The sequence below is a fragment of the Amycolatopsis sp. NPDC058986 genome (assembly GCF_042741125.1).
GTDB lineage: Bacteria > Actinomycetota > Actinomycetes > Mycobacteriales > Pseudonocardiaceae > Amycolatopsis.
This window is the reverse complement of sequence record NZ_JBHYJW010000009.1, coordinates 25,435-40,119: the sequence shown is the minus strand read 5'-3', so window position 1 is coordinate 40,119 and position 14,685 is coordinate 25,435. Positions and strand designations below refer to the sequence as shown.

The 14,685-nt window shown below is 72.8% G+C and carries 12 protein-coding genes; 3 read left to right on the top strand and 9 right to left on the bottom strand.

Annotated elements, in window-relative coordinates; translation table 11 throughout:
* The 4 genes from ACFW0G_RS10950 to ACFW0G_RS10935 form a co-directional block, all read right to left on the bottom strand.
* The coding region (locus tag ACFW0G_RS10950; RefSeq protein ID WP_378324790.1) for an MFS transporter at nt 1-1,453 on the bottom strand (1,453 nt) is incomplete at its 3' end.
* Complete coding sequence (locus tag ACFW0G_RS10945) at nt 1,450-3,084, bottom strand: flavin-containing monooxygenase (RefSeq protein WP_378324788.1); 1,635 nt, start codon at nt 3,082-3,084, stop codon at nt 1,450-1,452. The genes ACFW0G_RS10945 and ACFW0G_RS10950, both read right to left, overlap by 4 nt.
* 108 nt (nt 3,085-3,192) lie before the next feature.
* A complete protein-coding gene (locus tag ACFW0G_RS10940; RefSeq protein ID WP_378324787.1) occupies nt 3,193-4,215 on the bottom strand; it encodes a glucosyl-3-phosphoglycerate synthase in 1,023 nt (340 codons plus the stop codon).
* A gap of 183 nt (nt 4,216-4,398) precedes the next feature.
* The gene (locus tag ACFW0G_RS10935) at nt 4,399-7,437 is read right to left on the bottom strand and encodes a BTAD domain-containing putative transcriptional regulator (protein WP_378324962.1); all 3,039 of its coding nucleotides are present in this window, start codon (nt 7,435-7,437) and stop codon (nt 4,399-4,401) included.
* A 274-nt stretch (nt 7,438-7,711) separates the two neighbouring features.
* On the opposite strand from ACFW0G_RS10935, the gene ACFW0G_RS10930 reads away from it, so the two are divergent.
* Entirely contained in the window at nt 7,712-8,044 is a 333-nt protein-coding gene (locus tag ACFW0G_RS10930; RefSeq protein WP_378324786.1) for a helix-turn-helix domain-containing protein, read from the top strand.
* Here ACFW0G_RS10930 and ACFW0G_RS10925 read toward each other — a convergent pair.
* Nucleotides 7,968-8,708 (bottom strand): ABC transporter ATP-binding protein, encoded by a 741-nt coding sequence (locus ACFW0G_RS10925; protein WP_378324785.1) that lies wholly within the window; start codon nt 8,706-8,708, stop codon nt 7,968-7,970. The two genes, ACFW0G_RS10930 and ACFW0G_RS10925, sit on opposite strands and share 77 nt — an antisense overlap.
* 29 nt (nt 8,709-8,737) lie before the next feature.
* Nucleotides 8,738-9,817: an ABC transporter permease gene (locus ACFW0G_RS10920; RefSeq protein ID WP_378324961.1), complete on the bottom strand. Its 1,080-nt coding sequence runs from the start codon at nt 9,815-9,817 to the stop codon at nt 8,738-8,740.
* 184 nt (nt 9,818-10,001) lie between these two features.
* Here ACFW0G_RS10920 and ACFW0G_RS10915 point away from each other — a divergent pair, with 184 nt between their 5' ends.
* Both ACFW0G_RS10915 and ACFW0G_RS10910 read left to right on the top strand, forming a co-directional pair.
* Nucleotides 10,002-11,204 carry a sensor histidine kinase gene (locus ACFW0G_RS10915; protein WP_378324784.1) on the top strand — a complete coding sequence of 401 codons (1,203 nt, stop codon included), beginning with the start codon at nt 10,002-10,004 and terminating at the stop codon, nt 11,202-11,204.
* Nucleotides 11,201-11,833 (top strand): response regulator, encoded by a 633-nt coding sequence (locus ACFW0G_RS10910; RefSeq protein ID WP_378324783.1) that lies wholly within the window; start codon nt 11,201-11,203, stop codon nt 11,831-11,833. Before ACFW0G_RS10915 ends, ACFW0G_RS10910 begins: the two co-directional genes overlap by 4 nt.
* Nucleotides 11,834-11,844: 11 nt before the next feature.
* On the opposite strand, the gene whiA is transcribed toward ACFW0G_RS10910, so the two are convergent.
* The 3 genes from whiA to rapZ are packed head-to-tail and all read right to left on the bottom strand — an operon-like array spanning nt 11,845 to nt 14,685.
* Nucleotides 11,845-12,834 carry a DNA-binding protein WhiA gene (whiA, locus tag ACFW0G_RS10905; RefSeq protein ID WP_378324782.1) on the bottom strand — a complete coding sequence of 330 codons (990 nt, stop codon included), beginning with the start codon at nt 12,832-12,834 and terminating at the stop codon, nt 11,845-11,847.
* The gene (gene yvcK / locus ACFW0G_RS10900; RefSeq protein WP_378324781.1) at nt 12,825-13,841 is read right to left on the bottom strand and encodes a uridine diphosphate-N-acetylglucosamine-binding protein YvcK; all 1,017 of its coding nucleotides are present in this window, start codon (nt 13,839-13,841) and stop codon (nt 12,825-12,827) included. Before yvcK ends, whiA begins: the two co-directional genes overlap by 10 nt.
* Entirely contained in the window at nt 13,828-14,685 is an 858-nt protein-coding gene (gene rapZ, locus ACFW0G_RS10895; protein ID WP_378324960.1) for an RNase adapter RapZ, read from the bottom strand. Before rapZ ends, yvcK begins: the two co-directional genes overlap by 14 nt.

Here is a 14,685-nt window from a genome sequence, read left to right as displayed (position 1 = left end):
CCCGGCGCTCTGCACGTGGCCGGGGCCATCCGCCGCAACCTGGCCCGGCCCCCCTCCGCTGCCCGCGCCCCCCGCCCCGCCCGCCCGGCCCCCCCGCGCCACCCCCCCCCCCGAGGCCGACGGCGAGCTGGACCGCCAGCACCACACCGAACGCCGCCGCGTAACTCTGTCCACTTTGGATGGAGCCGAACAGCGTCCCGAGCGCCGCGACACCGATCGCCATCGCACCCTGTTGCGTGGTCACCAAGATGCCGCCACCGACACTCGCGTAGGCGGTGGGGACCGCGCCGAGCACCTCGATGTTCGCGGCGCCCACCACCAGTGCCTGGCCAAGGCCGATCAGCACGAGGCCCGGCAACGCGCTCCACACGGTGCCGCCGAACCAGCCCAGCGGCAACGCGGCCAAGAGCCAGACCACGCCGAGCCCCTGCACCAGCGCGCCGTACGGCGTCACCCGCGCACCCCACCGGGTACGCAACGCCGGTATCGCGAACGAGCCGAGCAGGAACGCCAGCGACATCGGGGCCACGGCGAGTCCGGCGGCCAACGGGTCCAGGCCGATTCCGTGTTGCAGCGTCAACGGCAGCGCGAAGAGGAATCCTGCCCAGGCGGCCAGAAACGGCGCGAGCAGCAGCAATCCCCCGCGCACCTTCGGTTCGGTGAGCACCGACGGCGGCAGCAGCGGCACCGCGCCGGAGTCGACGACTCGTTTTTCCGTACGCCACAACGCGATCGCCACCACCGGGGCGAGGAACGGCAACGCGAGCGTCCACCACGGCCAGCCCAGCAACGGGCCTCGGTTGAGGGGCACGAGCACCGCCAGCACCAGCACGCCGAGCAGCGCGGTGCCGCGCAGGTCGACGCCCGCCGGGTGCTCGGACCTGCTGTCGGGCACCACGAACACGGCCAGCACGGCGGCGATCAGGCCGAGCGGCAGGTTGACCAGGAACAGCAGACGCCAGGAGGTGCCCCACAGATCGGCCTTCAGCAGGACCCCGCCGAGCACCAGCCCGAGAATCGCGGCCAGCCCGCTGACCGCCGCGTACCGGCTCATCGCCTTCGCTCGCCGTTCCGGCGCGACGGCGGCTTGGATGGTGCCGAGGACCTGCGGCGGGATCAGCGCGGCCGTCGCGCCTTGCACGATTCTGGCGGCCACCAGCCACTCCGCGCCGGTCGCGAGCGCGCACAGCAGGGAGGCGAGGACGAAGCCGAGCAGCCCGATCACGAGTACGCGACGTCGGCCATACGCGTCCCCGAGCCTGCCGCCGAGCACGAGCAGCAGGGTGAACGCGATGCCGTATCCGGCGACGACGAGTTCGAGATCGGCGTTCGGCGCGCCCAGTTCCCCGGCGATCGTGGGCAACGCGACGTTGACGATGAACGAGTCCATCATCGGCAGGAGCGTGGCCAGCAGGACGACGCCGAGCCCGAAACCGGACAGCGGGCGGCTCACGGCGCCACCGGTTCGTCCACATGCGACAGCCGGAAGCCCCGATAGCCGTCCAGTGCCACGGCGTCGCAGATGCGCCGGTACTGGTCGAGACCGCCGGCGTAGGGCATGAACACCCGCGCCTTGCCCTCGATGTTCGCGCCGAGGTAATAGGAATCGGCATGGTGGTACAACGTCCGGCTCGCGGCTTCGGCGACCCGCACCGCCCACTCGTCCTGCGCGGATTGTTCGGCTTCCGCCGTGCGTATACCCGCCGAACGTAGCTGTACCAGCAGTTCCCGGATCCAGGCGACGTGGTGCTCGATCGCCCGGAGCATGTTCGACAGATTCATGGTGCTGCCGGGGCCGGTGATCGTGAACAGGTTCGGGAACCCGGACACGGCGAGCCCGAGGTAGGTCCCCGGCCCGTCCGCCCACCGGTCCGGCAGCCGGGCGCCGTCCCGGCCGGTGATGTCCATCCTGGCCAGCGCCCCGGTGAACGCGTCGTAGCCGGTGGCGAAGACGAGCACGTCCAGCGGGTAGCTCTCCTTCGTGGTGCGAACGCCGTCCTCGGTGATCTCCTCGATCGGTTCGGCGCGCAGGTCCACCAGCCGGACGTGCTCCCGGTTGAACGTCTCGTAGTAGCCGTCGTCGACGCAGAGCCGTTTCGTGCCGATCGGATGGCCTCGGGGGACGAGCAGCTCCGCGGTCCCGGGGTCGGTCACGGTCTTCCTGATCTTGTCCCGGAAGAAATCCGCCAGCAGCGCGTTCGCCGCGAGATCGCGGCCGGTGTCGGTGAACGTCGCGACGATCCCCGTCCCGCCGTCGGCCCATCGGCGTTCCAGCGCGGTTCGCCGCTCGGCGGGTTCAGTGTCCAGAATGGACTTTCCGGTGCCCGCCACCACGTGCCCGAACCGGGTCGTGCTCGCCAGTGCGACGCGCTCATCGTACTTCTCCGCCTCCCCCGCCAGCTGGGCCTCGGTGAGCGGACGGTTCCGCGCGGGCACGCTGAAGTTCGCGGTCCGCTGGAACACCACGACTCCGGCGGCCTCCTCGGCGATCCGCGGGATCACCTGGATGCCCGACGACCCGGTGCCGAGCACGCCGACCCGCTTGCCCGCGAAGTTCACGGGTTCGTGCGGCCATCGCCCGGTGTGGAAGCGTTCGCCGCGGAACCGTTGTATCCCGGGGATGTCCGGGATCTGCGCGGCGGACAGGCAGCCGACGGCCGTGACGAGGAACCGGCACCGCACTTCCCCGCCATGTTCGGTGCGCACCAGCCAGGTCGAAGACGGCTCGTCGAAGGTGGCCGCGACGACCCGCGTGCCGAAGGTGACGAACGGGTACAACCCCGCCCGCTCGGCGAAGTGTTCGGCGTAGCGCAGGATTTCCGGCTGACCGGCGAACCGCTCGGACCACGTCCACTCCCGGTGCAGCTCGCGGTCGTGGAGATAGCAGTAGTCGAGGCTCTCGATGTCGCACCGCGCGCCGGGATACCGGTTCCAGTACCAGGTTCCGCCGACCCCGCCGCCGGTTTCGAAGGCGTGGCAGGTGAATCCGCTCTTCCGCAGCTCCGCGAGCAGGTGCAGGCCGGCGAACCCGGCCCCGATCACGAGGACGTCGTAGTCGGTCCGCGCGCCCCAGCCGTCGCCCAAGGGGATCCCTCTCCTCCGGGCGTCACCGCCGGGGCACGCCGCGTGTCTCCTCGCTCTCGCAAGATCACCCTACCGGCAAAACGGACTTTACGTACAGATCAGGCGGTGTTACGCAACACGTTCTCCCCACCGGATCGACGCCGGAAGGCTCGCCAGCGGAGGCCGCTGCGCGCAGGGGAGGTCGGTGAGCACCAGCTCGCGCTCGACACCCTCGCCCGAGGAACCGCGCTGGAACTGGGCGAGCAGCGTCGACGGCGGACGTGCCGCGATCAGCCGGTCGTAGCGCTCGAGCCGGTCCATCAGCGTGTGCATGATCTGCGCGGCCATCCGGCCAAGCGCCTGGACGCTCTGATGGCGGTGCACCCGGTGGCCGAGGTCGACCTGGGCGAGCGCGTCGAGCCCGCGCAGCTCCAGCAGATCGATCAGGTGCCCGATCTCTACGCCGTAGTCGGCGACGAACGGGATGCTCTCCAGCACCTCGCGGCGTCCGGCGTACTCACCGGCGAGCGGCTGCACGAACCCGGCCAGCTCGGGCCAGAACATGTTGAGCAGCGGCCGCGCGACCAGCTCGGTCACCCGGCCGCCGCCGTCGGCGTCGGTGCCCGCCGCGCCGATCAGCGGGCGGTGGTAGAAACCCTTGACGTAGGCCACCGACGGATCGGTCAGCAGCGGGCCGAGCAGCCCGGTGACGTAGCCGGTGGTGAACTCGCGGAGATCGCCGTCGACGAAGACGACGAGATCACCGCTCGTGGCCGCGACCCCCTTCCACAGCGCCTCACCCTTACCGTCCAAACCGGACAGTGCGGGCAGCACGGCGTCCTGCGCGACGACGTCCGCGCCCGCCGCCGCGGCGACCCGGGCGGTCGCGTCGGTGGATCGGCTGTCCACCACGAGGATCTCGTCGACCAGCGGATGCCGTTCGACGAGTTCCTCACGGATGGCCGTCACGATCGCGCCGACCGTGGCCTCCTCGTCGCGCGCCGGGATGACCACCGACACCGTGGTACCCCGTTTGACCGCCACCAGTTCTTCGGCGCTCCAGTCGTCCGCCGTCGCGCTGCGCCGGGTGAGCCAGGTGCCGACCTCCGCCGAAACCCGCGGCCGCTCCCCGCCTTGCTCGCTCGTGCGCATGGGTCTCCCCTTTCCTCAGAGGCTCGTCGCCTGTGATCGAGGTTCGGGGCGCCAGGTTTCCGGCGTGCGCCCTGGCATGAAACCGCTGCGTTACGAGTCTGCTGTGGCGTTAACGGGTCCGGTCACACTTCCTCGAAAGCGTCATGATCCACACCCGATACGGTCACGGTGCGCGGGAACCCGCTAACCGGCGCGGTCCTCGCACGACGCGGCAAGCCGTCCGGCCAGTTCGTCGGCTTCCGCGACGCGGTGTTGTGCCCGGTACAGTTCCACGGCCTGGCGCCACGCGTCCCGCGCGGAGGCCTGCCTGCCCGCCGCGTCGAGGACGGTGCCGAGCTGGTCCAGCGTGCTCGCCCTGTCGTAGGTGTTGTCGATTTCCTGTTGCACGGCAAGGGCTTCCCGGTACCGGGCGATCGCGTCGGCGTACCGGCCCGCGTGCTGGGCGAGGTAGCCGAGGCTGTCCAGCGCGTTCGCCTCGCCCTGCCGGTCGGCGTGCTCGCGGTGCAGCGCGAGCGCGCGCTCGCAGTGGGCATGGGCCTGGCCGTGGTTGCCCAGCCGGACGTGACACCGGCCGACGAGGTTGTGCGCGTTGGCCGCGCCGACCGGATCGTCGAGCGTGCCGAACAACCGCAGCGATTCGGCGGCGTGCGTGAGCGCGAGCTCGTCCGAACCGTTCTGCGCCAGCGCCAGCGCGAGAAACCGATGCGTGTTACCGAGATTGGCGACGTCGCCGGTCCGCTCGGTGGCGGCGACGGCTTGCCGCAGATGCTCGATGCCGTCCGCGCGGCCGCCGAGCCGGGCATGCGCGTGCCCGAGCCGCCGATGCGCCCAGGCCAGCGCCGTGGGGGTGCCGAGCCGCCGCGCGGCACCGAGTCCGTCCTGCCAGACGCGGAGATTGTCGGCCAGGTGGCCACGCCGGTAGTGGAAGGTGTCCAGCGACCACGCCAGGCGCCACGTCTGTTCGTCCCAGCCCGCTTCCGCGGCGAACCGGTGCGCGGCGAGCAGGCAGTGGTGCTCGGCGTCGAACCAGGCGAGCGCCTCGGACTCATCCGCGAGCGGCTGTGGCCGGACGTCCTCGGCCGGTGTCCCGGGCTCGATCGGCGGCCGATGCGGTTCGAGCAGCCGCTCGCCCGTGTAGGCGGTGTGCAGGAAGAAATCGACCAGACGGCGCAACGCCACGGCACGTACGGGTTCGCCGAGACTCCGACGGGCTTCTTCGGCGGCGTAGAGCCGCACGAGATCGTGCATCCGATAGCGGAGCGGTACCGGCTGGGCCACCAGATGCGCCGCCTCCAGCTCCCGCAGCAGCGTCCGCACCCTGGCGACCGGCAACCCGGCCAGCGCGGCCGCGGCCGTCAGGCCGATGTCCGGCCCCGGTGCCAGGCCGAGCAGCCCGAACAGGGTCGCCGCTTCGCTGTCCAGCGCGCGATAGGACGAGGTGAACACCGCCCGCAGGTTCGCCGACACCTCGCCCGCGTCCAGCGCGTCGAGCCGGCCCGCGGTGTCCCGGAGTTCCTCGGCCAGCACCCGCAGCGGCAGCCCTGGCTGGGTCGCCACCCTGGCCGCGACGATCCCCACCGCGAGCGGCAGGCCACCGCACAGCGCGAGCAGATCGGCGACCGCGTCCGGTTCGGCCGCCACCCGCGTGGCGCCGAGATGCCGGGTCAGCAGTTCCCCGGCCTCCTGCCCGGTCCACACGTCGAGGGTGAGCAGCAGCGCGCCGTGCGTGGCCACCAGCCCGCCGAGCCGGTGGCGGCTGGTGACCACCACCGTGCAGTCGGGACTCCCCGGCAGCAACGCGGTGACCTGGGCGGCGTCGCGGGCGTTGTCGAGCACGACCAGCATGCGGCGACCGGCGACGAGGCTGCGATACAAGGCGAACCGGGCCCCCTCGTCCGCCGGGATCGCGCCCGGCGCGACCCGCAGCGCGTCCAGGAACCCGCGGACGGCCACCGCCGGGGACACCGGCTCGGCCGTGGGATCGAATCCGCGCAGGTTGACGTACAGCTGACCGTCCGGGAACCGGTGCGCGTTCCGGTGGGCCCAGTGCAGCGCCAGCCAGGTCTTGCCGATCCCGCCGATGCCGCCGAGCGCCGAGATCACCATGGTGCTGCGGAGATCCGCACCGGCGTCGAGCGCCTCGCCCAGCCGCGCCAGCTCCCGTGCGCGACCGGTGAACAACCGCGGCGGGGCGGGCAGCTGCCGGGGCACGGGCCGCTCGCCCGGCGACGTCTCCCGCTCGGGCAGCTCCTGGGCGAGCACCCGGCGGTGTGCCTCGCGGAGTTCGGCACCCGGATCGACGCCGAGTTCGCCTGCCAGCCGGGCGCGGGTGCTGTCGAACCGCCGCAACGCCTCGGCCTGCTGCCCGGCACCGGCCAGCGCGAGCATCAGCCGGGCGGCCAGTCCTTCGTGCAGGGGTTCCTCGTCCGCGAGTGCCCGCAGGCGGGAGACCGCTTGCCCGGGCTCCCCCAGCTCCCGCGCGGTGTCCGCGTAGCCGAGCGTGGCCTCGGTCCGGCGCCGCAGCACCGCGACCGCGACCGGGTGCGCCAGGATCCGGCTGTCCACATTGGACAAGAAGGGGCCGCGCCAGAGCCCGAGCGCGGCCGAATACGCCGCGAGTGCCTGCCGGAATTCCCCTTCGGCACGGCATCGGCCCGCCTCGCCGATCAGCTCGTCGAAGCGCAGCAGATCCAGTTGCCCTCCGGTCACCCGCAACCGGTAACCGCCCCTGACCGCGACGATGAGCTGTGCCGCGCCGCTGCCCCGGCCCGGTTCGAGAATCCGCCGCAGCCGGGCGACGTAGGTGTGCAGCAGGTTCGCGGCGGACTTCGGCGGGTCCTCGCCCCACAGCAGCTCGGCGATTTCGTCCGTGCCGACCGCCCGATCGGGCTGCACCGCCAGCAAGGCGAGGAGCGTGCGTTGCTTGAGCGCGCCGATCTCGACCGGATTCCCGTTGTGCCACAAGCCGAGCGGGCCCAGTACCGAGATCAGCGGCCCGCGGCGGGCCCCGGCCACGCGGACGCGCTCCGGTGGTTCCAGCCCTGCCGCTTCGGCCAGCCGCCGGAGGGATTCGCCCCGTGGCCTGCCACCCGTGCCCCGTTCGACGCCGCGCACCGTGCGTTCGCTCACGCCCGCTCGCTCGGCGAGTTCCCGCTGGCTCAGCCCGGCCCGCACCCGCGCGGTACGGAGCCGCTCCCCGAACGGCTCCGCCGCCTGGCGCATGATCACCCATCCCCTCCGCGGTCCCCGACGCGCCACCCGTCGCGGCCGGGCGAGTCCGTTTCCATCCTGCCCGAGCCGTCCGGCGGCGAAAAGCCGCCCGCCCGTTCACGGTGCCGCGCGGGTTTTGCCGATTCTGCCGGTCCGCGCCGGAGCACGACCGGCGATTCACAACGTTCGCGCTGGTCATGGCCTCGGACGTCCGCCGATCCGGACGCGGACGCGGCCCGGTTCCGGTACAGGAATACGTCGGCACCACCCGGCTACCGTGGTTCCGGTGATCATTTCAGCCGCGAGGAGGACAGCCATCCTGGCCACGAACCGGGCAGCGGGCAGGGACCTCGGCTCGCTCAGCGCGCTCCTCGGCGTGACCAGGGCGCGGGTGCTGGAGGCCACCGAGGCCGGGTGCACCACCACCGAGTTGAGCAGGCGGGTGGGCGTCTCGGCCGCCTCGGCGAGCTACCACGCCTCGATCCTGCGTGCGGCGGGCCTCATCGCGACCCGCCGCACCGGTATCGCGGTACGGCACGAGATCACCGTGCTGGGCGCGCACCTGCTGACCGGCCGGCTGGGGGGCGGCCGGTCAGCGGGCTGCGGGCCGGAGCGGTGAGGGCGAGCCTGCCGTCGCGGATCTCGACGATCCGATCCACGCCGTCCAGATGCGCGGTGTCGTGGGTGACCAGCACGGTGGCGACGTCCTGGCGGCGCGTGAACCCGAGCACCAGGTCGATGATCGCCGCGCCGCGCTCGTGATCCAGCGCGCTGGTCGGCTCGTCCACCAGGAGTACCGCCGGGTCGTTCATCAGGGCACGGGCGATGGCGACCCGCTGCCGCTGGCCGCCGGAGAGCTGGTGCGGACGACGAGCACCGTGGCCGGCGAGCCCGACCGCGTCGAGCAGTTCGCGAGCACGGTGGCGAACGGTGCGCGGTGACCTGCCGTCGAGGTGTGCCATCACTTCCAGCTGTTCGACGGCGGTCAGCGAACCGAGCAGGTTGGGCTGCTGGAAGACGATGCCGATCTTTTCGCGGCGCAGCGTGGTCTTCGCCGCACGGCTCATGCCGGTGACGGTGGTGCCGTCGACGACGACCTCTCCGGAGTCGGGGGTGACCAGCGCGGCGGCCACCGCGAGCAAGCTGGACTTCCCCGAGCCGGACGGCCCCACCAGCGCGGTCGCGGTGCCCGCCGGCACGTCCAGCTCGGCGTGGTCGACCGCGGTCAGCCGGTGGTCACCGTCGCGGTAGGTCAGGACGACGTCGTTCAGCCGCAGGCTCATCGGTACTTCTCCCTGGTGTCCGGGTGGATTCAGTGCGTGGACAGCGCGGTCAGCGGGTCGACCGAGGCGATACGGCGGACGGACAGCGCCGCCCCCAGCACGCCGAGCGCGATCATCACCAGCGCCGGCAGCAGCATCGTGCTCACGTCGAGCACGAACGGGACCGTGCCCGCCGCGGCCGCGCCGATCCCGGCGGCGGCGCCGGTGCCGATCGCGGTGCCGGTCACGAGCAGCACCACCGCCTGCCCGAGCGCGTCACGCAGCAGGTAGCCGGTCGTGGCGCCCAGCGCCTTGAGCACGGCGATGTCCCCGGCCCGCTGGATCGTCCAGACGGTGAAGAACGCGCCGATGACCAGCGCCGAGATCGCGAACAGGAAGCCACGCATCAGTTGCAGCGAACCGTTTTCCGAGGTGTAGGAGCCGATGGCCGAGCGCGCGTCGTCGCGGGTGACGGTGGTGGTGCCCAGCCGGGTGTCGGCGGCGGCCAGGTCGGCGCCGCCGGTGGTGCGCAAGGCGATCACCGTGGCGCGCTCGCCCGCCCCGCCGCCCGGCGTGAGCCGCTGCCAGTCGGCCAGGCTGGTCCAGACGACCGGAGTGTGGCTGTAGGAAGCGTCCCCGGCGACCGCGGTGACCCGCACCGGGGCGCCCGCGAGCAGCACGGTCTGACCCGCCTTGGTGGACAGCGCGTCGGCGGCCCCGGTGGACAGCACCACCTCCCCCTGGCCGACACGCCCGGCGGCCGGGGCGAGGCCCGAGCCGGGTGCCACCCCGAAGGCCGACACCACCCCGGTGTCCCCCGAGGACGTCGTGGCCTTGGTGGTGGTGATGCCGAGCGCCTCGGCGGCGGTGACCCCGGGCACCCGCGCCCACCCCGCCTGCTGTGCCCGGTCCACAGTGGACTCGGTGAACGACGGCGGCTGCCCGTGCGAGGACGCGGCGAACGCCAGGTGGTCGGCGGGCAGGCCGGTGACGGCCGAGGTACTCGCCTTCCCCAGTCCGGCGGTGAGGCCGGACAGCAGGCCGACCAGCAGGGTCATCAGCACGACGACGGTCCCCATGAGGGCGAAGCGCCCCTTGGCGAACCGCAGGTCTCTCCAGGCGACGAACACGGCGAACGTCGGCTCCTTCCGGTGCATCCGGCCGGGGACTTCTCCCGGCACACGGCCGACTCTTCTCCTGGACCGGCCGCCGGTCATCGCACCGGGGAACGCTTCGGCGGTATCGAACCGCGGAGGCCGGAATCAACCTTTCGATCGATGCCCCGCCCGCCACGCGCCGTAGTCTGGGCAGGTCATGGAACCGCACGCGCTGACCCGGCCGCTGCGGGTGCTGCGCGTCTGCCTGCACCTGCTGATGGCCGGGCTGCTGACGCTGGCCGCGGTCCGCGCGGTGGCGGGCGGCCAGCCTCGTACCGCATGGATCGTCGTGGCGGCGGTCGTGATGGCGGGCGTGTACGTCACCGGGCCGCTGCTGCCCCGGGTGAGCCGTTCGGGACCGGCCGCCGCGGTGTGGCTGGCCGCGCTCGCCGCGGTGTGGCTGGGGCTGCTGTGGCTCACCCCGGACGGGGTGTGGCTGGCGTTCCCGCTGTTCTTCCTGCAGCTGCACCTGCTGCCAGGGCGGTGGGGACCGCCCGTCGTGGTCGTCACGACCGTGCTCGCGATCGCCGGGTTCGCCTGGCACCAGCGCGCGTTCACCGTCGCCGCGGTGATCGGACCGGCGCTGGGCGCGGCGGTCGCGGTGGCCACGGTCCTCGGTTACCAGGCGCTGTACCGCGAAAGCGAGCAGCGGCGCAGGTGGATCGAGGAGCTGAGCGTGCTTCGCGGCGACCTCGCCGCCGCCGAGCGCTCGGCCGGGGTGCTCGCCGAACGGGAGCGGCTGGCACGGGAGATCCACGACACGGTCGCCCAGGGCCTGTCGAGCATCCAGCTGCTGCTGCGTGCCGCCGAGCGGGCGCTGCCCGGGCGGCCGGGCGACGCGGAACAGCACGTGCGCCGGGCCAGGACCGAGGCACAGCACAACCTCGCCGAAACCCGCCGGTTCGTGCACGCGCTCACCCCGCCGGACCTGGAGAACGGCTCCCTCACCGCCGCGCTGGAACGGCTGTGCGCCACCACCGCCGAGCACTCCGGGCTCGCGGTGCACTTCCACCTCGACGGCGAGCCCGTCCCGATCCCCACCCCGTACGAGGTGGCACTGCTGCGGATCGCGCAGTCGGCGCTGGCCAACACCGTCCGCCACGCGCGGGCGCGGCGGGCCGGGGTCACACTGTCCTATATGGACACCGGGGTGGCGCTGGACGCCGTCGACGACGGGATCGGGTTCACCCCGGAGACACTGCCCGCCACCGGCGACGACGAGGGCGGTTTCGGGCTGGCCGCGATGCGGGCGCGGGCGCACGCGCTCGGTGGCACGCTCACCGTGGAGTCGGCGCCGGGAGCGGGCACCGCGCTCGCGGTCAGCTTCGCCAACCACGATCGGCCACTGGAGGACCCGTGAGCGAGACGATCCGGTTGCTGCTGGCCGACGACCACCCCGTCGTCCGCGCCGGGCTGCGCGCGGTGCTGGACACCGAACCGGGCTTCGCCGTGGTCGCCGAGGCGGGTACCGCCGAGCGCGCGGTGGAACTGGCCGCCACGCTGGCCGTCGACGTGGTGCTGATGGACCTGCGGTTCGGCGCGGAAATGCGCGGGGCGGACGCCACCGCGGCGATCACCGCCCGGCCGGACCCGCCGCGCGTGCTGGTGCTGACCACCTACGACACCGACGCCGACATCCTCGCCGCGATCGAAGCGGGAGCCACCGGGTACCTGCTCAAGGACGCGCCGCCCGAGGAACTCGCCGCCGCGGTGCGGGCCGCGGCCGCCGGCCGCACCGCGCTCGCCCCCGAGGTGGCCCACCGGCTCATGGACCGGATGCGCGCGCCGGGCACCGCGCTGTCCCGCCGCGAGATCGAGGTTCTGCGCCTGGTCGCCGACGGGCTGTCCAACGCCGAGATCGCCGCCGAGCTGTTCCTCACCCAGGCCACGGTGAAGTCCCACCTCGTCCACATCTACGCCAAGCTCGACGTCGACTCCCGCACCGCCGCCGTCGCCACCGCGCACCAGCGGGGCCTCATCCGCCGGTGACCCGCGGGCCGCTACGCCTCTTCTTCGAGCATCTCCGGGGTCACCGCGGACTCGGTGTCCGGGATGCCGAGGTCCTTGGCGCGTTTGTCGGCCATCGCGAGCAGCCGCCGGATCCGGCCCGCCACCGCGTCCTTCGTCATCTGCGGGTCCGACAGCTGGCCGAGTTCCTCCAGTGACGCCTGCCGGTTGGACAGCCGGAGCTTGCCCGCGGCGAGCAGGTGATCGGGCGCGGTGTCGCCGAGGATCTCCAGCGCGCGCTCCACCCTGGCGGCCGCGGCGACGGCGGCCCGCGCCGAACGCCGCAGGTTCGCGTCGTCGAAGTTGGCGAGGCGGTTGGCCGTGGCCCGCACCTCGCGGCGCATCCGGCGTTCCTCCCACTGCAGCACGCTGGTGTGCGCGCCGAGGCGGGTCAGCAGCGCGCCGATCGCGTCCCCGTCGCGGACCACGACCCGGTCCGCGCCGCGGACCTCGCGGGACTTCGCCTGGATGCCCATCCGGCGCGCGGCACCGACGAGCGCGAGCGCGGCCTCCGGGCCGGGACAGGTGACCTCCAGCGACGACGAGCGGCCGGGTTCGGTCAGCGAGCCGTGGGCGAGGAAGGCACCCCGCCACGCCGCTTCCGCGTCGGCCACTCCCCCGGACACCACCGCGGCGGGCAGCCCGCGCACCGGGCGCCCGCGCTGGTCGATCAGGCCGGTCTGCCTGGCCAGTCCCTCGCCGTCCTTCACCACGCGCACGACGTACCGCGTCCCCTTGCGCAGTCCGCCGCTCGCGGTGATCACGTGCACGTCCGAATGGTGCCCGTAGAGCTCGTGGATCTCCTTGCGCAGCCGGCGCGCGACCGAGCCGGTGTCCAGCTCGGCCTCCACCACGACCCGGCCCGCCACGATGTGCAGCCCGCCCGCGAAACGCAGCAACGACGCGACCTCGGCCCGGCGTGGCCCGATCTTCGTGATCTCCAGCCGGCTCAGTTCGTCCTTCACCGCGGCGGTCATCGCCATTGCTGCCCCTCCCTGTCTGCCACTCCGCCCCCGCCGCTCCGGCCCGTTTCGAGACCGAGAGCCTCCCGCATGCAGTGCGCGAGCGCATCCGGATCATGCCGTCCCGGCACTTCCCGGTCTGCCACGGCCCCCAGAAGCGCCACCCCGCCCAGCCGTTCCGCCGCCTTGCGGAGTCTGGGCGGGTCGGGGACGGAATCGCGGTCCGCGATCACCGCGTCGACCCGCAGCCGGGGCGCGTGGTCGAACAGCACATCCAGATGCCGTTCCGGGGAGAATCCGGCGGTTTCACCCGGCTGGGGGACAAGATTCAGGACGACCACCTTGGTCGCCGTGGTCCGGACCAGCGCGTCATGCAGATCCGGGACCAGCAGGTGCGGCAGCACGCTGGTGAACCACGAACCGGGACCGAGGAAGACGACGTCGGCGCCGAGCACCGCGTCGATCGCTTCCGCGCAGCCCTGCGGCGGGCGTTCGGCCTGCCCGCTCGGGTGCAGGCTGATGCGCCGCACCTGCCCCGGTGTCGTCGCCACCGCCACCTGGCCGCGGATACGGCGCAGCGCGGTGGCGTCCTCGCTGTCCAAGCCGCTGACCTCGGCCTCGATCTCCAGTGGTTCCGGGGACATCGGCAGGACCCTGCCGGACACCCCGATGAGCCTGCCCGCCTCGTCGAGCGCGGCTACCGGATCGCCGAGCACCTCGAACAGCCCTGCCAGCAGCAGGTTGCCGACGGCATGCCCGGCGAGCGCGCCGTCCCCGCCGAAGCGGTGCTGGAACACCTCGGCCCACAGGGCGCCGCCGTCCTCGGCGGCGAACGCGGCGAAGGCCTGGCGCAGATCGCCCGGCGGCAGCAGGCCGAGCTCCCGGCGCAGCCGTCCGGACGATCCGCCGTCGTCGGCGACGGTGACCACCGCGGTGACCTCGCGCGTCACCCGCCGCAGCGCGGTGAGTGTCGCGTGCAGCCCGTGCCCGCCCCCGAGCGCGACCGCGCGTACGTTACTCGCGGCCAAGGTCGCGGTGCACCACCTTCACGGCCATACCGTCCTCATTGGACAGACGCTGGGCGAGTTCCTCGGAGATCGCGACGCTGCGGTGCTTCCCGCCGGTGCAGCCCACCGCCAGGGTCAGGTACCGCTTGCCCTCGCGCTTGTAGCCGGCACCGATGAGCCGCAGCAGCTGATGGTAGCGGTCGAGGAACTCCTCGGCGCCCTCCTGGCTGAGCACGTAGTTGCGCACCTCGTTCTCCAGCCCGGTGTGCTCGCGCAGTTCCGGGATCCAGAACGGGTTCGGCAGGAACCGCACGTCCATCACGAGATCGGCGTCCATCGGCAGACCGTACTTGTACCCGAAGGACAGCACGGTCACCCGGGTCGTCGTGCCCGCCTCGGACCCGAACGCGTCCTCGATCTTGGCCCGCAGGTCGTGCACCGACAGCGAGGAGGTGTCCAGCACGAGGTCGGCCTCCTCGCGCAACGGCGAGAGCAGCGCGCGCTCGGCGGTGATCCCGTCGTGCAACCGCCCGTCACCCTGCATCGGGTGACCGCGGCGGACCGCCTCGAACCGGCGCACCAGCACCGCGTCGGTGGCCTCCAGGAACAGGACCCGCGGCTTGTAGCCCCGCGCGTCCAGGTCCTTGATCACCGAGGCGAGGTCGTCGGTGAACGCCCGCGAGCGCACGTCCATCACCACCGCGACCTTGGTGATCGCGCCACGGGCCTGCGCGCCGAGCTCGACCATCGTGGCGATCAGCTCCGGCGGCAGGTTGTCCACTACGAACCAGCCCAGGTCCTCCAGGCATTTGGCCGCCGTGCTGCGGCCCGCCCCGGACAGCCCGGACACGACCGCGACCTCCAT